Origin of the sequence: Sorangium sp. So ce1153 (genome assembly GCF_051521595.1) — a bacterium.
Taxonomy (GTDB): Bacteria; Myxococcota_A; Polyangia; order Polyangiales; family Polyangiaceae; genus Sorangium.
The window spans coordinates 14,528,744-14,549,740 of the sequence record NZ_CP150361.1 but is presented as its reverse complement, the minus strand read 5'-3'; the positions used below and the strand labels follow the sequence as shown (position 1 = coordinate 14,549,740).

At 71.6% G+C, this 20,997-nt stretch carries 17 protein-coding genes; 13 read left to right on the top strand and 4 right to left on the bottom strand.

Annotated elements, in window-relative coordinates; translation table 11 throughout:
* Positions 1-7: 7 nt before the first annotated feature.
* From gspF to WME85_RS52990, 11 genes are all read left to right on the top strand, one after another.
* Positions 8-1,234, top strand: coding sequence for a type II secretion system inner membrane protein GspF (gene gspF / locus WME85_RS53040; RefSeq protein WP_437833535.1), 1,227 nt, complete (start codon positions 8-10; stop codon positions 1,232-1,234).
* Positions 1,235-1,241: 7 nt separating this feature from the next.
* Positions 1,242-1,655 carry a type II secretion system protein GspG gene (locus WME85_RS53035; protein WP_437833532.1) on the top strand — a complete coding sequence of 138 codons (414 nt, stop codon included), beginning with the start codon at positions 1,242-1,244 and terminating at the stop codon, positions 1,653-1,655.
* 38 nt (positions 1,656-1,693) lie between these two features.
* The gene (locus WME85_RS53030) at positions 1,694-2,098 is read left to right on the top strand and encodes a prepilin-type N-terminal cleavage/methylation domain-containing protein (RefSeq protein ID WP_437833529.1); all 405 of its coding nucleotides are present in this window, start codon (positions 1,694-1,696) and stop codon (positions 2,096-2,098) included.
* A gap of 22 nt (positions 2,099-2,120) precedes the next feature.
* Positions 2,121-2,822: a pilus assembly FimT family protein gene (locus WME85_RS53025; RefSeq protein WP_437755916.1), complete on the top strand. Its 702-nt coding sequence runs from the start codon at positions 2,121-2,123 to the stop codon at positions 2,820-2,822.
* The gene (locus tag WME85_RS53020) at positions 2,822-3,496 is read left to right on the top strand and encodes a type IV pilus modification PilV family protein (RefSeq protein WP_437833526.1); all 675 of its coding nucleotides are present in this window, start codon (positions 2,822-2,824) and stop codon (positions 3,494-3,496) included. The genes WME85_RS53025 and WME85_RS53020 overlap by 1 nt, the downstream gene beginning before the upstream one ends.
* Positions 3,493-4,206, top strand: coding sequence for a type II secretion system protein GspJ (locus WME85_RS53015; protein ID WP_437833523.1), 714 nt, complete (start codon positions 3,493-3,495; stop codon positions 4,204-4,206). Before WME85_RS53020 ends, WME85_RS53015 begins: the two co-directional genes overlap by 4 nt.
* Positions 4,207-4,311: 105 nt before the next feature.
* Positions 4,312-5,727: a general secretion pathway protein GspK gene (locus WME85_RS53010; protein WP_437833520.1), complete on the top strand. Its 1,416-nt coding sequence runs from the start codon at positions 4,312-4,314 to the stop codon at positions 5,725-5,727.
* Between the two features lie 27 nt (positions 5,728-5,754).
* On the top strand, positions 5,755-7,275 hold the full coding sequence (gene pilM, locus WME85_RS53005; RefSeq protein ID WP_437833517.1) for a type IV pilus biogenesis protein PilM: 1,521 nt from the start codon (positions 5,755-5,757) through the stop codon (positions 7,273-7,275).
* Positions 7,272-7,871, top strand: coding sequence for a hypothetical protein (locus WME85_RS53000; protein WP_437833514.1), 600 nt, complete (start codon positions 7,272-7,274; stop codon positions 7,869-7,871). Before pilM ends, WME85_RS53000 begins: the two co-directional genes overlap by 4 nt.
* Positions 7,868-9,181, top strand: coding sequence for a type II secretion system protein GspN (gspN, locus tag WME85_RS52995; protein WP_437833511.1), 1,314 nt, complete (start codon positions 7,868-7,870; stop codon positions 9,179-9,181). The genes WME85_RS53000 and gspN overlap by 4 nt, the downstream gene beginning before the upstream one ends.
* Before the next feature lie 32 nt (positions 9,182-9,213).
* Positions 9,214-11,058, top strand: coding sequence for an STAS domain-containing protein (locus WME85_RS52990; RefSeq protein ID WP_437833508.1), 1,845 nt, complete (start codon positions 9,214-9,216; stop codon positions 11,056-11,058).
* 38 nt (positions 11,059-11,096) lie between these two features.
* On the opposite strand, the gene WME85_RS52985 is transcribed toward WME85_RS52990, so the two are convergent.
* From WME85_RS52985 to WME85_RS52970, 4 genes are all read right to left on the bottom strand, one after another.
* Positions 11,097-13,052: an ATP-binding protein gene (locus WME85_RS52985; protein ID WP_437833505.1), complete on the bottom strand. Its 1,956-nt coding sequence runs from the start codon at positions 13,050-13,052 to the stop codon at positions 11,097-11,099.
* Between the two features lie 205 nt (positions 13,053-13,257).
* Positions 13,258-14,601, bottom strand: coding sequence for a threonine synthase (thrC, locus tag WME85_RS52980; RefSeq protein ID WP_437306752.1), 1,344 nt, complete (start codon positions 14,599-14,601; stop codon positions 13,258-13,260).
* Between the two features lie 52 nt (positions 14,602-14,653).
* On the bottom strand, positions 14,654-16,021 hold the full coding sequence (locus tag WME85_RS52975) for a serine/threonine-protein kinase (RefSeq protein ID WP_437833502.1): 1,368 nt from the start codon (positions 16,019-16,021) through the stop codon (positions 14,654-14,656).
* Positions 16,018-17,370: an NAD(P)/FAD-dependent oxidoreductase gene (locus WME85_RS52970; protein ID WP_437833500.1), complete on the bottom strand. Its 1,353-nt coding sequence runs from the start codon at positions 17,368-17,370 to the stop codon at positions 16,018-16,020. The genes WME85_RS52975 and WME85_RS52970 overlap by 4 nt, the downstream gene beginning before the upstream one ends.
* A gap of 57 nt (positions 17,371-17,427) precedes the next feature.
* Here WME85_RS52970 and WME85_RS52965 point away from each other — a divergent pair, with 57 nt between their 5' ends.
* Both WME85_RS52965 and WME85_RS52960 read left to right on the top strand, forming a co-directional pair.
* Complete coding sequence (locus tag WME85_RS52965) at positions 17,428-18,660, top strand: hypothetical protein (RefSeq protein WP_437833498.1); 1,233 nt, start codon at positions 17,428-17,430, stop codon at positions 18,658-18,660.
* A 38-nt stretch (positions 18,661-18,698) separates the two neighbouring features.
* Complete coding sequence (locus WME85_RS52960; RefSeq protein WP_437833495.1) at positions 18,699-20,960, top strand: DUF2169 family type VI secretion system accessory protein; 2,262 nt, start codon at positions 18,699-18,701, stop codon at positions 20,958-20,960.
* The last annotated feature ends 37 nt before the right edge of the window (positions 20,961-20,997 follow it).

The following is a 20,997-nucleotide window of genomic DNA, read 5'->3' as shown; positions in this document are numbered from 1 at the left end:
GGACGCCGTGGCGGTATTCGAATACAAAGGCATCCTCGTCGGCACCGGCAAGCCGGTCAAAGGGGTCCGCGACGCGGAGAACGCGAAGGCCCTCCGGGCCGCCCTGCGCAAGGACGGCATCATGCTCACCGGCGCGACCGAGGAGCAGGCCGCGAAGGCGAAGGCGAAGCGCGATCTCAAGTTCTTCGCCTTCGCCAGCCGCCCCTCGACGTCCGAGGTCGCGATGATGACCCGCCAGCTCGCGACGCTCATCGGCGCCGGCATCCCGCTCTTCGAGTCGCTCAACGCGCTCATCGAGCAGGTCGAGAAGGAATCCCTGAAGAGGGTCCTCACGCAGGTGCGCGAGCAGGTGCGCGAGGGCACGAGCTTCGCGAAGGCGCTGGAGGGGCACCCCACGGTGTTCCCGCCGCTCTACGTCAGCATGGTGCGCGCGGGCGAGGCGTCCGGCACGCTCGAGGGCGTGCTGCTCCGCCTGACCGTCTTCATGGAGAACCAGGCGAAGCTCGTCGGCAAGGTGACCGCCGCCCTCGCCTACCCGGCGCTCATGGCGATCATCGGCATGGGGCTCATCTCGGTCCTCATGGTCGCGGTCGTGCCGAACGTGAAGGACATCTTCTCGTCGATGGACCAGACGCTGCCCTGGTACACCTCGGCGCTCATCGGGACGTCGGAGTTCGCGTCGAACTACTGGTGGCTCGTGCTGCTCATGCTCGCCGGCGCCATCTACGGCTTTCGCCGCTGGCTGCGCACGCCGAAGGGGCGCCTCCGGTGGGACACGTTCGTGCTCAGGGCGCCGATCTTCGGCAAGCTCATCCAGATGCTCTCCATCGCGCGCTTCGCGCGGACCCTCGCGACCCTGCTGTCGTCGGGCGTCGCGCTCCTCAGCGCCATGGACATCGTGCGGAGCGTGCTCGGCAACGCCGCCCTGGAGAAGGTCATCGCCGACGCCATCGGGTCGATCCGCGAGGGCCAGAGCATCGCCGATCCGCTGAAGCGCAGCGGCCGCTTCCCGCCGATCGTCATCCACATGATCGCCATCGGCGAGAAGAGCGGGCAGCTCGAGGCGATGCTGGAGAACGTGGCCAACGCCTACGACAACGACGTCGAGATGCGCGTCCAGGTGCTCACGAGCCTGCTCGAGCCGCTCATGATCGTGATCATGGGCGGCGCGGTCGCGTTCATCGCGATATCCATCCTCATGCCGCTCATGCAGATGTCGAACTTCGTCGGGTAGAGGGCACATGGGGCGCCGCAGGCAGCGAGAGAGCACGATCTTCTTCCCCTGGGAGCGCGGCGGCGGGCTCTTCCGGCGGAGCGGCATGGCGCGGGCGCGGCCGTTCGCCGCCGGCCTCGGCATGGCGATCCTCCTGCTGCTCCTCGGCGCGCGGGAGCGGCGGCTCGTGGGAATTCGGTCGACCCGCGCCACGTTGTCTGTCGTCCACGGGGCGATCACGCTGTACCGCGCCGATCACGAGCGGCGGTGCCCGGCCTCGCTGGAAGAGCTGAAGCGCGAGGGGTACCTCGCGATCGATCCGGTCGACGCGTGGGGCAGGCCGCTCCGGCTCACCTGCCCTGGCAGGAAGGATCCGGAAGGATACGATCTGATGAGCGACGGTCCGGACGGCGAAGTCGGCGGCCTTGACAGGGTGGAGTGAGAGATATGGAGACGAACAGGGCAAAGAGGATTCGAAGGTTGGGCCGGAAGCTCTCGCGGGGCGTGACCCTGATCGAGGTGCTGATCGTGGTGACGATCATGGCGGTCATCGCCGGCGGCGCCACGCTCGTGCTGTGGCCGAAGCTCGAGGCCGCAAAGGTCAGGAGCGCCTACACCGGCGCGTCGGTCATCAAGACGGCGGCGGACCAGTACCAGAATCTGGGCGCGGGCGGCGAGGGCTGCCCGACCATCCAGGCGCTCGTGAGCGCGAAGCAGATCGACGCCAACAAGACGGACGACCCCTGGGGGCAGCCGTACCGGATCAAGTGCGACGAGGGCGAGGTCCGCGTCTTCTCGGTCGGCAAGGACAAGAAAGAGAATACCCCGGACGACATCCGCGACAACATGCGGCAGTCCGAGGTCAACAAGATCGCGGAGATGTAACGCCGTCCCCGGAGGAGCGCCCATGACACGCCGCCTGCGCACGAGGGGAGTCACGCTGGTCGAGGTGCTGATCTCCGTCACGGTGATCGCGCTCATCAGCGGCTCGGTGATCCTCGGCATGGGCGCCGTCACGAGCGCCCGGCTGAAGCGGAGCGCGGCGCTGCTCGCGGGCGCCGTCCGGGTCGCCTACGCCCACGCGAACGCGAAGTCGAAGCCGATGCGGCTGGTCTTCGACTTCGAGGAACGGATGATCGTGCTCGAGGAGTCCACGGGCGAGCTCTTCGTCGAGAGGAACGACCGGACCGGCGGCGCGGCCGCGGCCACCGAGGCCGAGAAGGCGGCGGTGGCCGAGGCCGAGGCGATCCTGAAGGGGCCGCGCGCGCCGCGCCCGTCGTTCCAGCCGGCGAAGGCGTTCGGCTTCGACCCCGCGAGCGACAAGCCCGGCAAGGAGCTGTCGAGCGGCGTGCGCTTCCTCCAGGTCGAGACAGGGCACCAGGACGAGCCCGCGACCGAGGGGCGCGCGTACCTCTATTTCTGGCCGGGCGGCCAGACCGAGCGCGCCGCCATCCAGCTCTCGCTGGGCGGCCAGGAGACCGACGACTCCGTGATGACGGTGCTGGTCTCGCCGCTGACCGGCAAGACGGAGATCAAAAAGGGCAAGGCGAGCATGCCGCGGCCGCGCGACGACGCCGAGGAGTCGGAGCGCGAGGACACAGGGTTCTGATGCGCGCCCGCGGCTTCACCCTGCTCGAGGTCATGGTGGCGGTCGCCATCCTCGGCCTCGGGCTCACCGCGATCCTCTCGGCGCAGGCCGGCGCCTTCTCGGCCGCGGCGCACGCGCGGAACATCAGCCTCGCGAACGGGCTCGCGCGCTGCAAGATGAGCGAGATCGAGGAGCGGCTCGCCAAGGATGGCCTGCCGGCGCTCGACGAGGCCGACAACGGGCCGTGCTGCGAGGGCGACGAGTCGACGTTCATCAAGTGCTCCTGGCGCATCGAGAAGCCGGAGATGCCCGAGCCCAAGTATGGCGATCTGGACCTCGACACCGGGCTCGAAGGGCTCGGGATGTCCGGCAAGCCGGGCGAGTCGAGCGGCACCGCCGCCCCGAGCGGCAGCCTCGACGACCTCGCGCAGTCGCTGGTCGGCGGCGGCGCGGGGGGCGGCGAGGCCGCCTCCGCGGGCGGGATCGCGGGGCTCCTCCAGCCGTTCATCGACATGCTCGCGCCGACGCTCCAGCCGATCTTCGAGGCGAGCGCGCGGCGGGTGACGGTCAGGCTGACCTGGCAGCAGGGGACGCAGGAGCACGCGCTGGAGCTCGTGCAGTGGGTCACGGTGCCCCAGATGGGCGAGCCCGAGGAGACCGGCGCGGGTGGGCAGGGACAGGGGGGAGGGACATGACGGCGCGAAGGACGAGCGCGCGCCGCGCCAGCCGCCAGGGCGCCCGCGGGTTGACCCTCCTCGAGGTCCTCGTCTCGGTCGCCATCCTGGCGCTCATCGGGACGCTGATCTACGGCGCCTTCGACGGCATGAGCCGGTCGCGCGCGGGCATCTCGCGCATCAGCGACCGCTACCACCAGGGCCGCGCCGCGATCGCCCGCATCTCGCGCGAGCTCCAGGAGGCCTTCCTGTCCCGGCACCAGCCGGCCGACAAGAACATCGTGGTGCGGCTCACGGCCTTTGCCGGGCAGGACTCTGCGCCCGCCGATCGCATCGATTTCACCGCGTTCGCGCACCGGAGGCTCCTCCGGAATGCGCACGAGTCGGACCAGTGCGAGATTGGCTATTTCGGCTCGCGCGACCCCGAGCGCGACAGGCTCGATCTCGTGCGGCGAGAGGCGAAGACCATCGACACCGAGCCCACGAGGGGCGGGGTCGTCAACGTGCTCGCCGAGGACATCGAGAGCTTCAACATCCAGTACCTCGACCCCCTCACCGGGGAGTGGGTCGACTCGTGGGACTCGACGCAGCCGGCGGCGCAGCTCGACCGGCTCCCCTCGCAGGTGTGGGTGACGCTGGTCCTGAACGGCGGGCCGGGCGGGGAGCCCATCAAGTTCGAGACGAAGGTGCCCATCCCGATGCAGGTCCCCATCGCCTTCGGGGTGCCCTGAGTCATGAGCCACCCGAGGAGCCCCCGCACGAGAGAGCGCGCCTCCCCCGCCGCGCGAGGTCGACGCGCGCGCCGCCGCTTCCAGAGGCGAGGCGACCGCCGGGGCGTGGCGCTGGTCATGGTGCTCGGCGCGATCACGGTGCTCACCGTGTTCCTGACCGAGCTCCAGGAGGAGACCTCGACCGAGCTCTCCGCGGCGCTCGCCGATCGCGACGCGCTCCGGGCCGAGTACTACGCGAAGAGCGCCGTGAACCTGTCGCGGATGCTCATCGCCGCCGAGCCGAGCGTCAGCACGGCGATCGCGCCGATGCTCGCGATGATCGGCATGAGGGGGAGCAACATCCAGGTGCCGATCTGGAAGTTCACCGACATGTTCCTCGGCCCCTTCAACGCGCAGCTCGCCGCGCCCGACGCGGAGCCGCCGCCGGCGCCTGCGGGCGAGAGCGGCGCGGCGGGCAAGAACCTGGGGCTCACCGGCGGCGGCCGCTTCGAGCTCAAGATCATCGACGAGGACTCGAAGATCAACGTCAACCGCGCCGCCGACGACGTCGGCGGGCTCCAGGCCCAGCTCGACGTCGCGGGGCAGCTGCTCGGCCTCATGGCCCCCGCGCAGTACAACGCGCTCTTCGAGGAGCGCGACGGCGACGGCCAGTTCTCCGACCGCAGGATCATCTGCGGGGCGCTCGTCGACTGGGCCGACCCTGGAGACCAGGCCTTCAGCTGTGATCCCTCGCCGGACGCCCCCGTCTCGAACGGCGCCGAGGACAGCTTTTACCAGACGCTCGGCCTCGCCTATCAGCGCAAGAACGCCCCGTACGACTCGCTCGATGAGCTGCGGCTGGTCCGGGGCATGAGCGACGACTTCTGGGCGACGTTCGTCGAGCCGGACTCGAACGATCCAGACAAGAGGGTCCTGACCGTCTGGGGCAACCGCAAGCAGGGCATCAACGTGGTCACGGCGAGCCCGCAGGCGCTCCTCGCGCTCACGTGCAGCCCCAACATGCTGGCGGATCCCGCCGCGACGCCGCTCTGCACCGACGTCAACCAGATGACGGCCTTCCTCACCGTCGTCTCGCTCGTGCAGAGCATGACCGGAGGGCTCATCTTCCCTTCCGCGGGCGATTACGTCTCGGCCATGACCCAGAAAGAAGGGCAGTCCATGGGGTCCATGCTGGGGCAGCAGCTCAAGGCCATGGGCGTCGAGCCCGTCAAGTTCAAGCAGAACCAGAGCGCGATGCAGAAGCAGGGGCTCATCGGCAACAAGACCAATTTCCTGAGCATCTATGCCGATGGCATCGTCCCGGGGAACAAGCGCGAGACGCGCGTGCGCGTCCACGCGGTGCTCGACATATCCAAGGCAGAAAAGCTCAGCGCCGGCGTCGGTGGTGCGGGCGGAGGCGGCGGCACCGGTGGTGCGGGCGCCAGCGGTGCAGGCGGCGCCGGCGGCGCGACGCAGTCAAGCTTCGAAGACCAGGTCCGATCGAACCCCGCCGGGACGATCATCTACTATCGCATCGAATAGGACACCCCTCCGGGAAGAAGCGCGGAAATGCACAGGCTGCTCGGGATAGATGCTGGGAAATCCGTGGTGCGGACGGCGCTCATCCGCACCGCCTACAGGAGGGTCTTCGTCGAGGCGCTCGGCGAGGTGGCCGTCACGGACGCCGTCTCGGAGGCCGAGGCGATCCGCGCCGCCGTGGGGCTCCTCCGCCCCGACGCCGCGGCGATCGCGATCTCCGGAGAGCGGTCGTTCTACCGCCGCCTCGACCTGCCCGCGGCCGCGCAGAAGGAGGTCGAGAACGTCCTCGGCTTCGAGCTCGAGGCCACCGTGCCGTTCGAGATGGAGGACGCCGTCTTCGACTACCGCCTCCTCAGGCGCCCGCCCGGCGTCGAGACGCTGCCGGTCTTCGCCGCCGTCGCGCGCGCGGACGACGTGCGCGAGCGCATCGCCGTCGTGAAGGAGGCGCTCGGCTTCGAGCCGGAGCGCGTCGCCCTCGGCGCGGTGGCGCTCGCCAACCTCGAGGCGGTGATGCCGGAGCTCGCCTCGCCGCCGCTCACCGCCGGCGCGGGCGGCCCCATCGCGATCCTCGACCTCGACCACCTCACGTCCGAGATCGTGATCCTCTCCGGCGGGGAGCCGGTCTTCGCCCGGACGCTGTCGCGGGGGACGGCCGGGCTCCCGGGCACGGCGCCGGCGCTCGCGCGCGAGCTGCGCCAGACCCTCGCGGCGTGGCGCAACCTCGGCGGCGAGCCGCTCGCCGGGATGTACCTCGTCGGCGGCGGCGCGACCGCGCAGGGCGCGGAGGTGTTCCTGCAGGCCCAGCTCGGCCTCACGATCCTGCCGCTGCCGGTCCCGCGCCTCGAGGGGCTCACGGCCGAGCAGGCCACGGCGCTGCCCCGCTTCGCCAAGGCGGTCGGGCTGGCGCTCGGGCTGACGCCGAAGACCAAGGGGTTCAACCTCAGGAAGGGCGCGCTGGAGGCCGAGCGCAGCTATCCGTTCTTGCGCGAGAAGATCCCGATCCTCGCCGGCCTCGGCACCGTCATCGCGCTGAGCTTCGGGTTCTCCATCGTCGCGGAGCTGCGCACCCTCGACGCGGAGCGGGAGCTCTTGCTCGCCTCGCTCGCGACCGCCTCCCACGACATCCTCGGCGAGGAGACGAGCGACCCGGAGAAGGCCCGCGAGCTGCTCGAGCAGGGCCCCGGGGCGGCCGACGAGGACCCGATGCCCCGCGTCGACGCCTTCGACGTCATGGTGCAGCTCTCGAAGGCGGTCCCGAAGGAGATCACGCACGACGTGGTCGAGCTCGACGTGAACCGCGGCCACACGACCATCCAGGGCGTGGTCCCGTCGGTGTCGGACGCGCAGATCATCGCGGATCACATGAAGGAACACCGCTGCTTCCGCGACGTGAAGATCACGCGCACGAGCCAGTTCACGGAGGGCAAGCACAAGTACGTCCTCGAGCTGGATCTCCGGTGCGAGGACAAGAAGAAGAAGAAGACCGGCGCGGCGGACGCGGCGGAAAGCGCCTCGGCGGGCGCGTCGGACAAACCGGAGGGATCGCGATGACGCTCCGCGAGCGACTCGACAAGCTGGAGCCGCGCGAGCGCCGGCTCCTCACCATCCTGCTCGGCTTCCTGGCGGTGTGCGTGCTCCTGATCGCGCCGATCGGGCTCGCGAGCGTCGCCTCCAGCAAGCGCACCGAGAACCAGGAGGTGCGCGATCTGCTCCAGTCGATCTACGAGGCCTCGGGGAAGGTCAGCGAGCGGAAGGCGCAGAAGGACGCGCTGGTCGCGCGCTACGCGCGGCCGGCGCCGCCCCTCGCCGGCTACATCGAGGACGCGGCGAAGCAGCAGGGGCTCGCGGCGGCCGAGTCGCAGGACCGCCCCGACGTCCCGCACGGGAAGAAGTACACCGAGCGGGTCACGGTGGTGAAGATGCACAGGATCGGGATGCTCGGGCTCGCCAAGATGCTCGAGCGCTTCGAGAGCTCGGGCCACCCGGTCGCGGTGACGAGGCTGAACATCAAGCCGCGCGCCGGCGAGCCGGACTCGTACGAGGTGGAGCTCGGCGTGTCCGCGTTCGACCGGAAGGGCGACCCCCAGCCGGCGAGCCCGGCGCCGGCCGCGACCCCAGCTGACAACGTCGAGGAGGAAGAGCCATGAAGGCGCGGCTCCTCAAGATCGCGAAATGGGCGGCCTATCCGGCCTTCTACCTCTTCTGTCTGGGGCTCTTCGGCTACCTCACGTTCCCCTATGACCGGCTCAAGGACCGGCTGATCGCCGAGTTCGATCGCGCGCAGCAGAAGCGCGGCGCCGGCCCGGCGCAGCGCCTCGAGATCGACGAGCTCGACGCGTACTGGTTCACGGGGGTCGAGATGCGGGGCGTGCGGCTCATCATGCCGCCGAACGAGCTCGGCTCGGGCAGCAGGCCGAACGCCGCCGCCGCCTTCGCCTCGGGCGACGCCGCGAAGGAAGGCGCGCCGAAGCCGAGCGTCATCGAGATCGAGGAGGCGCACGCCCGGCTCAAGATCCTGCCCATGCTGATCGGGCGGATGCGGGTCTCGTTCTGGGCGAGCGTCTTCGGCGGAGAGGTCGAGGGCGTGGTCCCGATGGGCAAATCGGGCGGCGAGATGCACGTCGAGGTCTCGAACGTGGAGCTCGCCAAGGTGGGCCCGCTCGGCGACATCCTCGGCCTCCCCATCGCCGGCACGCTGAGCGCGAACCTCGACCTCGACGCGCCGGAGGGCAAGTTCAACAAGGCGAACGGCGCGCTCGAGGTCTCGGCCAAGGAGGTCTCGGTCGGCGACGGCAAGACGAAGATCCAGGGGCTCATCGCGCTCCCGGAGGCCAAGCTGGGCGAGCTGCTCCTGTCGGCGGAGGCGAAGGACGGCGTCCTCAAGGTCACGAAGATGACCGCGAACGGCTCGGACCTCGAGCTCGACGGCGACGGCAAGGTCAACATGCGCGAGCCGTGGAACAACTCCACGGCGGACCTCTACGTCCGCTTCAAGTTCACCGACGCGTACCGGGGCAAGAGCGATCTGACGAAGTCGCTGCTCGGCGCGCCGGGGTCGAACGTCCCCGGGCTCATCGAGATGCAGCAGCCGAAGATGAAGCGGTCGAAGCGCGCCGACGGCTTCTACGGCTGGCACGTCCACGGCGCGCTGAAAAGGCCTCGGTTCGACCCGCACGCCGCGGACTCGCCCGCGGCGCGAGGCCGCGGCAAGACCACCGACGCGCCGGGCCCGACCACGACCACGAGGAAACCCGGCGGCATGAACCTGCCGCTCGGCGCCTCGGAGGCCGCGCCGAGGGACGGCGACGAGCCGGGGAGCGCCCCGCCGCCGCCCCCGCCCGGGCCGACCCAGCCGCCGCCGTCGACGGAGGACGACTCACCGAACGCGGGCGACCACCGGCCGCGGCCGCTGCCGACGCCGCCGGTGGACGGCGAGGGCGCGCCTCCGGTTGAATAGGGCCTCTGACCTCACGCCCCGAGGACTCGGCCATGCGGGACCCCAGCTGGCAACAGAACCGGCGCATTCTGCTGATCGACGACAACGAGGCCATCCACGAGGACTTCCGCAGGATCCTCCGGTCCGACGCGGAGGCCTCGGCCTTCGATAGCCTCGAGTCGGCGCTGTTCCGCGAGTCGCCTGGCCGGAGGCCGGTGAGGTTCGAGCTCACGTGCGCGACCCAGGGGGCGGAGGGGCTGGAGAAGGTCCGCGAGGCGCAGCAGGCCGGCGCCCCGTACGCCCTCGTCTTCGTCGACGTGCGCATGCCGCCCGGGTGGGACGGCATCGAGACGCTCTCCCGCATCTGGAAGGAAGACGCCGCCATCCAGGCGGTCATCTGCTCGGCGTACTCGGATTACTCGTGGGAGGAGATCTCCACGCGGTTCGGGACCACCGACAACCTCCTCATCCTCGCGAAGCCGTTCGACCCCAACGAGGTCCGGCAGATGGCCTTCGCGCTCACCGAGAAGTGGAACCAGCGCCGCGCCCTCTCCGAGGCCAACTACAATGTCTCGGCGCAGTACACGGTGACCAGGATCCTGGTCGAGTCGACCACGCTGTCCGAGGGCATCCTGGCGCTCCTCGGCGCGCTCGGCGAGACGCTCGGCTTCCGGTACGCGGCCCTGTGGCTCGGCGACGACGAGAGCGACGGGCTGCGCTGCGAGCACACCTGGAGCGCCGCGCCCGACGACGCGGCCGAGCTCGAGGCGGCGACCCGGGGCACCCGGTTCGCCCGCGACGCGGGGCTGCCCGGACGCGCGTTCGCCCAGGGTGAGCCGAGCTGGTTCAGCGACCTCGATGCGGTCGACGACGACCCGCGCGCGCGGGCGGCGCGGCGCGCGGGCCTGCGCTTCGCGGTCGAGCTCCCCATCGCGGTCCGCGCCGACGCGCAGGTCGCGGCGGTGCTGGAGCTCATGGATGCCGAGCGGCGCGAGCCCGACCCGCGGCTGCTCGACGTGCTGCTCGCCGTCGCCGCCAAGGCCGGCCACTTCATCGGCAGCAAGCGCGTCGAGGCCGCCCTGCGCCGGAGCGAGGCGAACAACCGCGCGCTCCTCGACGCCATCCCCGACACGATCCTCCGGCTCAGCAGCGACGGCGTGTGCCTGGACTTCAAGGCGTCCCGCGAGTCGAGGCCGTCGCTCCGCGCCGGGGACTTCCTGCACAGGCACGTCTCCGACGTGTTCCCCGCCCGCGTGGCGGAGCAGATCGCCGAGCGCGTCGCGCGCGCGCTCACCGACGAGGCCACGCACGTCTTCGAGTACCAGGAGCAGCTGAGGGAAGGCACGCGCGACTACGAGGTCCGGATCGCCGGGAGCGACCGCGCCGAGGCGGTCGTGATCGTGCGGGACATCACCGAGCGCAAGCGCGCCGAGGCCGAGGCCGAGGCGCGGCGCGCCCGGGAGGAGGCGCTCCGGGCGCAGAACGAGATCCTCGCGGCGCTGTCTACCCCGCTCATCCCCATCAGCGACGACATCGTCGTGATGCCGCTCGTCGGCGCCCTCGACGCGCAGCGGACGCGCCGGGTGCAGGAGACGCTGGTCCGCGGCGTCGCGGCCCGCCGGGCGCACGTCGCGATCCTCGACATCACCGGGGTGCCGCACATCGACGGCCAGTGCGCCGACGAGCTCCTGCGCGCGGCGGTCGCGGTTCGCCTCCTCGGCTCGGAGGTGATCATCACCGGCCTGCGCCCCGACGTCGCCAGGACGCTCGTCGAGCTCGGCGTCGACATGAGCGGGATCGTCACGCACAACACGCTGCAGAACGGCATCGCCTCGGCGATGACCTCCGCGTCCGCCCGCGGGAAGCGCCGGCGGCGCCGCCCGCGGTCGCGCGCGTAACGCGGGCAGCGCGGCCGCTCATCCCCGCTCAGGCCCGCTCAGGCCTCCGGGGCGCGCGGCGGGGCGGCGCTCCCGAGCCGCGCCGGGAGCTCGAGCGTGAAGGTGGCCCCGCGGCCCGCGCCGTCGCTGCTCGCCGACAGGGTGCCGCTCATCTCCTCGGCCGCCAGCGCGCAGCTGTGCAGCCCGAAGCCGTGGCCGCCCCTGCGGGTCGTGAACCCGTGAGAGAAGATCCGGGTCAGGTGCTCTCTGGCGATGCCCACCCCCGAGTCCCGCACCGAGATCCGCACGACCCCTTCTCTGCCGGTCCCGCCCGCCTCGACCCGCAGCGTGAGCTCGTGCTCCTTCCCGGGCAGCTCGTCCATCGCGTACTTCGCGTTGCTGATGAGGTTCATCAGGATCTGCAGGAGCCTGTGCTTGTCGACGTAGACCGGGCGCGGGCACGCGAAGTCCTTCACGACCTTGATGTGCGGCCGCGTGAGGGCCACGTCGTTCATCCGGAGGGCGTCCTCCACGAGGTCCGAGAGCTGCACGGGCTCGACCACGGTGGTGGCGCCGGCGTAGGTCTGCTGCGTCCGGACGATGTCCTTGATGTGGTCGACGCTCTTGCCGAGCTGCTCGACGTAGCTCAGGACGCGCTGGCGATCGCCCTGGAGCGCCGCCGCCAGCGCCTCCAGGTAGGCGATGAGGTGTCGCCCTCGCTCGTCCTCGGTGAGGAACCTCCCGGGGTCGTCCTTGTGGCGCGCGAGGAGCTGCGCCGCCCGCTCGAGCTTCGTCAGCCTGGCGCCGCCGAGCTCCTCCGCGATGAGCTTGGCCGAGACGTTGACGGTGTTCAGCACGTTGCCGATGTTGTGCACCACGTTGGTGGCGACCTCCGCCATCCCCGCGCGCCGCGCCGTGTCGAGCAGCTGGCGCTGGGCCGCCGCGAGCTCCGCCGTGCGCTCGACGACCCGCTGCTCCAGCGCCTCGTTCAGCTGCCGGAGCTTCTCCTCGCTCGCCTTCAGCGCCGCCTCCGCGCGCCCCCGCTCGACGAGCTCGACCTGGAGCCGCTCGTTCGCGACGGTGAGCTCCCCGGTCCGCTCCTCCACGCGCCGCTCCAGCTCGTCCTTGGCCCGCTCGAGGTCCTCGTTGAGGGCCTGCACCGTCGCCCGGAGCTGCTGCTCGCGGGCGACCTGCTCCTCCAGGTCGACGTGGGCGCGCTGGAGGCGTTCCTGCCGCGCCAGGGTCACGCCGAGCAGGTGCTGGAAGGCGCCCCGGAGGTGCTTCAGCTGCTTGATCTTCCCGACGGGGCTGAGCTCTCCGGAGACGTCGCCCGAGGCGTACCGCGCCGCGTCCGCGGCGAGCTGCTCGATCGGGCGCACGATCTCGCGGATCAGGAGCCACGCGAAGGTCACCGCCAGGAAGATGCCGCCCCCGACGCCGACCGCGAGCCCGAACAGCGCGCGCTGCTTGAGCGTGCGGCTCTTCACCTCGAGCTCGTCGAGCCGCTCCCTGTCCTGCGCCTGGCCCACCCGCGCGCTCGCGAGGAGCACGTGGGTCAGCTGCTGGGCCTTGCCATAGAACACCGACGTCGCCCGCGCCGTGTCCCCCTCCTGCAGCGCGCCCAGGATCGCCGCGTGCTGCGCGTCGAGCTCGGCGTACACCGCGGCGAGGTGCTGCCAGAGCTGCTCGTCCGGCGCGCCCTCCTCGGCCCGCGACGTGTCGGCCTCCTCGCCCGGCGACCTGTTGAAGTGCGCGAGCGTCTGGTCCCGGCGGCTCGCGTAATCGAGCGCGTACAGGGACGCGTTGAACCCGCGGAAGGCCTGGCCGACGACCTCGCGCTGGCCGAGGACCGAGAGCTCCATGTCCTGCATGTCGACGAGGTCGCTCAGCGTGCGCAGCTGCTGCGCGGAGATCCGCGAGAGCTTCGCGTTGACGAGGGGGATGAAGACCGCCAGCGCGACCGCCACCGTCAGGAGGGGGGCGAAGGACAGCAGCGTGCGGTGGCGGATGTCCACGGAGGCCTCTGCCGGACGAGGATGCCGGCGAGCAGAGGCGCGTCAAGGCGCGCCCGGCCAGGCATCGGCCAGGCCTGCCGGCGCGCGGAGCGGAGGCGTCGCGCCGGAGCGGAGGCGTCGCGCCGGAGCGGAGGACCGGGCGCGGCGGCGACCGCGCGCGCCGCGGCCGCTCAGCGCGCCGGCAGGCCTGGTCCGCCCGGCGCGCTCACCGCTCTTGCGCCTTGTGCGCCGCGTGCTTGTCCAGCGCGGCGAGGACGCGATCGTAGTCGGGCGGCAGCTCGACCGGCGGGTTGGCGTGCCGGCTGGTCACGTCCGAGAGCGCGCGCTCGTGGTATTTCACCTTGAATTCCGTGAACTTGAGGCCGTTCGCCGTCGAGACCACCACGACCCGCTGGCGCTTCTCCACGAGGCCCTTCTTCACGAGCTTCTCCAGGGCGGCGAGGGCGACCGCCGTGTGCGGGCAGGTGTACATCCCGGTGCGGTCGGCGCGGGCCGCCGCGTCGCAGAGCTCGTCCTCGGTCACCTGCTCGGCGACGCCGTTCATCGCCTGGAGCGCCATCATCGCCCTCGGCGCGCTCACCGGGTTGCCGATCTGGATCGCGCTCGCCAGCGTCTCGCCCGCCTTCATCGGCACGACCTCGCTCCGCCCCTCGGCCCACGCCCGGTAGAGCGGGTTGGCCCGCTCCGCCTGCGCCACGCAGAGGCGGGGGAAGCGCGTCGTCAGCCCGAGGTCCTTCAGCATCTTGAAGCCGGCGTAGAGGGCGTAGGCGTTGCCGAGGTTGCCGCTCGGCAGGACGACCCAGTCGGGCAGCGTCCAGTCGAACTGCTGCACGATCTCGAAGGCAACGGTCTTCTGGCCCTCGAGGCGCAGGGCGTTCATCGAGTTCGCCAGGTAGACGACGCCGTCGGCCGAGAGGCGCTGCACGATGGCCATGCAGCCGTCGAAGTCGGTGTCGAGCGACAGGACCAGCGCCCCCGACGCGATCGGCTGGACGAGCTGCGCCATCGACACCTTGCCGCGCGGCAGCAGCACGACGACGGGCAGCCCGGCCGCCGCGCCGTACGCCGCGAGCGACGCCGAGGTGTCCCCCGTCGAGGCGCACGCGATCGCGCGCACCTCGAGGCCCTCGCGGATCGCCTTGTTCACCACCGAGACGAGCACCGTCATCCCGAGGTCCTTGAACGACCCCGTATGGCTGTTGCCGCAGAGCTTCACCCAGACCTCGTCGAGCCCGAGCGAGCGGCCGTAACGGTCAGCCCAGAACAGGTTGGTGCCGCCCTCGTCCATCGACACGATGGCCTCGTCAGGGACCTCGGGAGCGACCCACTCCCGCTTGCCCCAGACCCCGGAGCCGTAGGGCCACACCGTGCGCTTGTAGCGCTCGTCGAAGAGCTTCATCCACGTGGCGGGGCTCCGGTCGCGGAGCGCCTCGATGTCGTGGGCGACGTCGAGCAGGCCGCCGCAGGTGGGGCAGCGGTAGAGCGGCTGCGTCAGCGGGTAGCTCCCGGGACAGCCGGTCAGACATCGAAATGCAGCAGAGTAGGCCATGGTAACGCGGATCTCCTGGATGGCGGGAAGCGCCCGCGGGAGGTGGTGTTGATCAGTCGAAGCGTGGGGCTTCCATGCCGAGCCGCCTATAGAAGTAGATCGCCGCGTTCCTGGCAAACGATCCCTGCGGGACATAGACGTCGTTCGGCTCGGGGAGCGGCTCTTCCGCCGAGAGCGGCCCGTCCCGATCGCCGGCCAGCCGCTCGAGGTCCTCGATGAACGCCTCCATCGAGGGATAGCGGTTCTCCGGGCGCTTCCGGATCGCCTTCAGGATCACGGCCTCGAGCGACGGGTCGATGCTGCGGCGCTTCTCGGAGGGGCGGGGCGGCGGCGTCGCGAGCTGCCGGGCGAGGAGCTCCGCCTGCTCGGAGCGCGGGAACGGGAGCTCGCCGGTGAAGGTCCGGAACATGACGATGCCGAGCCCGTAGACGTCGGTGCGGGCGTCGGGCCGATCGCTCAGGACCTGCTCGGGCGCCATGTACTCGAGGGTGCCCACCGCCGTGCCGGTCGCCGTGATGTGGTCGGCGGCCTGCATCTTCGCCAGGCCGAAGTCGAGCACCTTCACCGCGTACGGGTCGCCCTGCGCGCCCACGAGGTAGATGTTGTCGGGCTTCACGTCGCGGTGGATGATGCCGGCCCGGTGCGCGGCGGCGAGCCCGGAGGCGGCCTGCGACAGCACCGGGATGGCGAGGTCCGGGTCCATGCGGCGCTCGCGCCGGAGCCAATCGCCGAGCGACTCGCCGAAGAGGTACTCCATGACGAGGTAGGGGGCGCCGTCGGCGGAGCGCGTGCCGGCGTCGAGCACCTTGACGATGTTCGGGTGCCCGATGATGGCGGCGCTCTGCGCCTCGCGCACGAACCGCTCGCGGGTCCGCTCCGCCCGGGCGGCGAACGACTCCAGGACCTTGATCGCGACCGGCTGCCCTGTCTCGAGCTCGAGCGCGAGGTAGACGCGCGCCATCGCCCCCTTGCCGAGGTAGCCGCGCACCTCGTAGCGCTCCCCGAGGATGGTGCCCCGCAGCCGGGTCGGCTTGAAGCGGAACAGGTCGATGCGCCGCTCCTCGGCGAGCTCCGCGCCGTCGTACGGGCAGAACCGATGGCCCGCGTCGTACTCCCGATGGCAGCGCGCGCAGAACATGGCCCCGCATCGAATAGCGCCCCGCGCTCCGGCCACGCAAGCCTGCTCGGCGTCCGCGGGCACGCCCTCGGCGTCCGCGGGCACGCCCTCGGCGTCCGCGGGCACGCGCGCGCCCTCGCCGTCCGAGGGCACGCGCGCGCCCTCGGCGACGCCGCCGTCGCCGACGGCGCGGCCGGCGACGGCGGCCGCGAGGCGCCGGGCTCCCCGCAGCAGGCGGTTCTTCCCGAGGGCGCGCCTGGCGCGCGCGGCGGCGCGCCCGGCGCCGAAGCGCGCCGCGCTCACGCCCCCTGGCGCGGCGAGCGCCCCGTCAGCTTCGTGTACGCGTGATAGCCGAGCCAGCGGAGCGGCTCCGGCGGGACGCCCCGGAGGGGGGCCATGTAGAAGGGCAGGTCGCGCCACCGCGCGTCGTCGCCCGCGTAGAGGTCGCAGAGCACGCGGCCCGCGAGGTTGGCGAGGACCACGCCGTGGCCGCTGTACCCGAGGGCGTAGTACACGTTCCGGTGCTCGCCTCGCACCCCCATGCTGCAGAGCCGGCTCATCGTGATCCCGAGCGTCCCCGTCCAGCGGTGCGCGATGCGCAGCCGCGCTGCCGCCGGGAAATATCCGGTGAGCCGGCGCCGGATCGCCTCGAACGCCGGCCCCGCCGAGCCGGGCGAGCCGGGGTAGGACGTCCGGTTCCCGTAGAGGTAGGCATAGGCCGCGTTGCTGCCCCCGCCGAAGACGATCTCGCCCGCCGGGGTCATGCTGGCGTACGCGATCCGGTCGTGATCGTCGCTGAAGCCGGCGACCTGCCCCCAGCCGAGCGCGGCGCGCGCCTCGGCGTCGAGCGGCTCGGTCGCGAGCACGTGCGAGTGCAGCGGGAAGATGCCGGTCTTGAAGTAGCCGAGCCGCGGCGTGTAGCCGTTCGTCGCGAGCACGATGGCCGAGGCGCGGACGACGCCGCCCGGCGTGGTCAGCTCGATCGTGCGCCCCTCCCGGACGCTGAGCACCGGCGTTTCCTCGTGGAGGGCGACCCCCCTGGCCAGGAGCAGCGGGCGCAGGCCGCGCAGCAGGTCGACCCCGTTGAGCTGCCCCTCGGTCGCGTCCAGCACCGCCCCCGCCGCCCCGTGGATGCCGAGCCGCCTCGCGAGCGCCGCGCTGTCCAGGTACTGTAGCGAAATGCCCCAGGAGGCGAGCTGCTCCACGCGCGCGTGGGCGGCCTCGGCCCGCCGTGCGTCCGTGAGCACCTCCATGCAGCCGTCGCGCCGGTAGCGCACCGGGAGGCCGTGCTCCTGGATCACGCCGACGATGCCGTCGATCCCCTCGCGCGTGGTCTCGTAGACGCGGCGCGTGAGCTCCGGATCCCGGTAACTCACCCCGTTAACCCAGTTCAGCATCATCCCGCCGTTGCGGCCGCTCGCGCCGTTCGCGAGGTGACGCGCCTCGAGGATCATGACGCGGAGGCTCGGAAATCTGCGGATTAGATGGTATGCCGTGGAGACTCCGGTGAACCCTCCCCCGATGATGGCCACGTCGGCCACGGCGTCCCCGCGCAGCGGAGGGACGGGCTCATAGGCAGGGTCCGCGTCGCTCCACACGGAGCGAGCGGCATCGATGTCCGTACGCGGGTCGACGAGCGCTGCGCGAGCCACGATGATTACCTATCAGATGAACGCTCCGTCTGGCACCATGGACCCCGGGAGCCATCCTTGAAGAAGCGCGTCCGGCTCTGCATGAAGGATCTCTTCCACCAGGACGTGGTGGAGATGATCGAGCGCGAAACTCGCAAATACCAGATCTGGTCGATCGAGGACCCTTCCGACCCGGACTTCGACGCGGCGTATCAGATCCTCTGGGACTGCTTCGGTCCTCATGGGGAGATGGAGCGCAAGGAGGCCATCGAGGCCTTCCTGCGCGACGACCCGTTCACGCCCGAGCCGTCGGGCACATACATGCGCTACTTCCTGCTCGTGGCGCGGGACTCGGACGGAAAGGTGCGCGGCGTCCGCGACGGCACCGTGCTCGTCAATCCGGCGTATGCGCCGGATCTCTGCGTCATCTACCTCGCCCATATCTTCATGATCCCCGAGGCGCGCGGGACGGTGCTGTCGTACTGGCTGCGCATCGCGCCGGTCGAGCTCGCCATGCAGTACCTCGCCGACCTCCACGCGATGGGGAAGATCACGCTCCCCGCGCCCGCGGCCCCCGGCAAGTACTTCGGGATGAACATGGATCTCGCGGCCGAGGTCGAGTTCTTCACGCCGGAAGAGCGCCTGTCGTGGCAGCGCATCCTCTTCTACGGCCGCGGCGGCTTCGACGCGATCAACCCGCGCCATTTCCCCTACCGCCAGCCGGACTTCCGCGACCCCGAGGAGATCCGCGCGACGGGCGACCAGCCCTCTCCGTTCATGGTCCTCGTCCGGCGCATGGGCCGCGAGCGGCAGGCGCAGCTGCCGATCGACGAGGCGAGGGCGCTCATGCGGCTGCTCTACGACGATTTCGCGGATCACTGCGCGCCGCACCTGCTCGAGAGCAGCCTCCAGCTCGTCCTCGACCGGCTGGAGGAGCGGGCGAAGCGGAAGAGCTTCGTGGAGCTCTTGCCCCTGCCGTCCGGACCGAAGGACCTGCACCGGCTGAAGCCGCTCTTCCGGTACAACGTTTACAACAAGTACTACCCGGACAGCCCGGACATCCGCGGCTACCTGAACAGCGGCATCCGCGAGCGGCTCGCGAACCCGCGCTACCTCGACGAGGAGCTCGCCCGCATCGCGCGGGAGCTGGAGAGCCGGCCGCCGTTCGTCTACGGGAGCCGGGACAAGAGCGCGACCTGGGAGGGCACGCCGGTGTCGCCCGGGTCGGAGCCGCCGCCGCCCGAGGGGATGGACGCGGGCGAGATCACGCGCGAGCTGCCCGCGCCGCCCTCGACCGCGACGCCGCGCTGAACGAGCGGGCGCGAGAGCGCCCCGGAGCCCCCTCCCTCATGAACGTACTTGCCGCCGCTCCCGTCCCCGTCGCCTCGATCCTCTGGCAACCCTCCGCGGGCTCCTGGGTGCTCACCGTCGTCTGCAAGGCGACGTTCCTGCTCCGCCCCGGCGAGTCGCCGCTCGCCCCCGACCAGGAGGCGCCAACCGCTCACGACGCGGCGTGGGAGGACGCGACGTCGAGGAGCCTGCAGTCGGCGAGCGATCTCGCGCCCGTGAAGGCGCGCGCCGACGTCGTGCTCGTCGGCTTCGCGTTCGCTCCGGGCAAGGTGCCGGTGCGCTCGCTGGTGGGGAGGCTCGCCGTGGGCGAGCTCGACAAGTCGATCGAGGTGTGGTGCGACCGCATCTTCTCCCAGGACGGGACGCTCCACGAGGGGCCGCCGTTCTCGCAGATGCCGCTGATCTACGAGCGCGCGGCGGGAGGGCCGGGCTCGTGGAATCCGGTCGGGGTCAGCGCCGGCTCGCGGAACGCCTACGGGCAGATCGCCGTGCCCAACCTCCAGCCGCCGGGGCTGCTCCTCTCCGACTCGAGCAAGGCGCTCGAGCCCACGGGCTTCGGTCCGATCGCCCCGACGTGGCCGTCGCGCGTCGAGAAGCTCGGCCGCCACGCGGCCGGGTGGTCGCACCGCGACTGGAGCCGCAAGCCGCTGCCCGCCGGGTTCGACCCCGCCTACTTCAACGTCGCCCCGCCCGATCAGCAGCTGGCGTCGCTGCGCGAGGACGAGCGCATCGTGCTCGAGAACCTCCACCCCGAGCACCCGCGCCTCGTGACCCAGCTGCCCGGCCTCCGCCCGACGGCGATCATCGAGGGCCGGCGAGGCGCTCGATCGGCGCCCATGCGCTGCGACACGCTCTGGATCGACACCGCGCGGGGGCGCTGCGCCCTGACCTGGCGCGCGCAGATCGCGCTGGAGCACCCGGAAGAGCAGGGGCGCGTGGTGGTGAGCCTGGAGCCGCTGCAGGTCGCGCGTGGGGAGGCCGAGAGGTCCATCCCCCCGAGCTCCGGGCACGTCGCGCCGCGCTCCTCCTCGAGCGCGACCCAGACGCAGCTCCCCGGGCTCCGCTCCGAGCGCGCTCCGGTGCTGCCCTGGAAGGCGGAGGAGCGCGGGGCCGACAGCGTGCCGCCCCACTCGAGCCCCCCGAGCGGCGGGCTCCCGTTCCGCGCGCCCGCGGCCCAGGGCGACCCCGGGGCGTCGATGGCGGCGTCCCTCCTGGCGCGGCTGCCCCCGCCGTCTCCGCTAGCGGGCCCCCTCGATCAGGCGCCACCGGCACCGCCGCCCCCCGCCATGGCGCCCGCCGGGAGCCGAGGCTTCTGGGAGACGAACGAAGGGGCGCCCGCGATGACGGTGGGCCAGAAATTCGGGGCGCTCGAGGGCGCGGCCCGCGCCTCGCTGCCCACCCCGGCCGAGGACGAGCGCCCCTCGAGGGTCAGGGCGTCGCCGCCGAGGCCGGCGGCCGCGCTGGCCGACGACGTCGTCGAGCTCCTCTGGTTCGATCCCGCCGCGCTGCCGCGCGTCCGCGCTCGGTGGAGCGACCTGGTCCTCGAGCTCGACTTCGAGGAGCTCGACCCCCGCCACGACCTGCCGGCCGACGACGCGGCTGCGGCCCGGGACCGCCACGACGTCCTCGGCGTGCTCACCGACGGGTCGCCGATCGAGCCGAGCGGCGTGCCTCAGGCGCTCCTCGCGTCGATCGGCGACAGGAGGCGGTTCACGCCGCCGCTCGTGCTCGTGACCGGCGAGGCGCGGTTCCCGTTCGACGAGGTCGAGGCGCTCAGGGCCACCGTCGCCGTGGTCACGCCGCTCGCGGGGCCCGACAAGCCGCTCAAGGACGCCATCGACGCGATCGGGGAGCTGTTGAAGTCACCTTATCTCCAGAGCTCGACCGGCGTCGTGGACAGGCTGAGCCAGCAGGTGAAGGAGCACCTCGCCCAGTCGAGCCGCTCGTTGCATGCCGGCCAGATCGAGGCGCACACCGAGCGGCTCTTGCTCGAGCAGCGGCGATACCAGACCCGCAAGGTGCTCGGCGACACGTGGATCCGCGCGCTGCTCGCGGCGGGCGGGCAGGGCGCGCTGCCGCTCTACCTGCCGAAGGCCCTGGAGCACCGGCTGCCCATGATGACGAGCCTGAAGGTGCGCGTCCTCGCGGAGGCGCACCTCAGGCAGGATCAGCTCGAGCACAGCCGCTACGCGCTCAAGGCGCTCGCGCTCGGGAGGGTCTTCACCACGGACGAGCTGCGGCCTGCGCGCGCGTCGGACTGAGCCGCCTGGCGGTGCGCCGGGAGGTCCCTCCTGAACG

Coding starts and splice junctions, on each gene's coding strand:
- WME85_RS52990 (WP_437833508.1), top strand. CDS start 9,214: ATGCGGGACCCCAGCTGGCAACAGAACCGGCGCATTCTGCTGATCGAC.
- WME85_RS53020 (WP_437833526.1), top strand. CDS start 2,822: ATGCGCGCCCGCGGCTTCACCCTGCTCGAGGTCATGGTGGCGGTCGCC.
- thrC (WP_437306752.1), bottom strand. CDS start 14,601: ATGGCCTACTCTGCTGCATTTCGATGTCTGACCGGCTGTCCCGGGAGC.
- gspN (WP_437833511.1), top strand. CDS start 7,868: ATGAAGGCGCGGCTCCTCAAGATCGCGAAATGGGCGGCCTATCCGGCC.
- WME85_RS53025 (WP_437755916.1), top strand. CDS start 2,121: ATGACACGCCGCCTGCGCACGAGGGGAGTCACGCTGGTCGAGGTGCTG.
- WME85_RS53015 (WP_437833523.1), top strand. CDS start 3,493: ATGACGGCGCGAAGGACGAGCGCGCGCCGCGCCAGCCGCCAGGGCGCC.
- WME85_RS52960 (WP_437833495.1), top strand. CDS start 18,699: ATGAACGTACTTGCCGCCGCTCCCGTCCCCGTCGCCTCGATCCTCTGG.
- pilM (WP_437833517.1), top strand. CDS start 5,755: ATGCACAGGCTGCTCGGGATAGATGCTGGGAAATCCGTGGTGCGGACG.
- WME85_RS53000 (WP_437833514.1), top strand. CDS start 7,272: ATGACGCTCCGCGAGCGACTCGACAAGCTGGAGCCGCGCGAGCGCCGG.
- WME85_RS53035 (WP_437833532.1), top strand. CDS start 1,242: ATGGGGCGCCGCAGGCAGCGAGAGAGCACGATCTTCTTCCCCTGGGAG.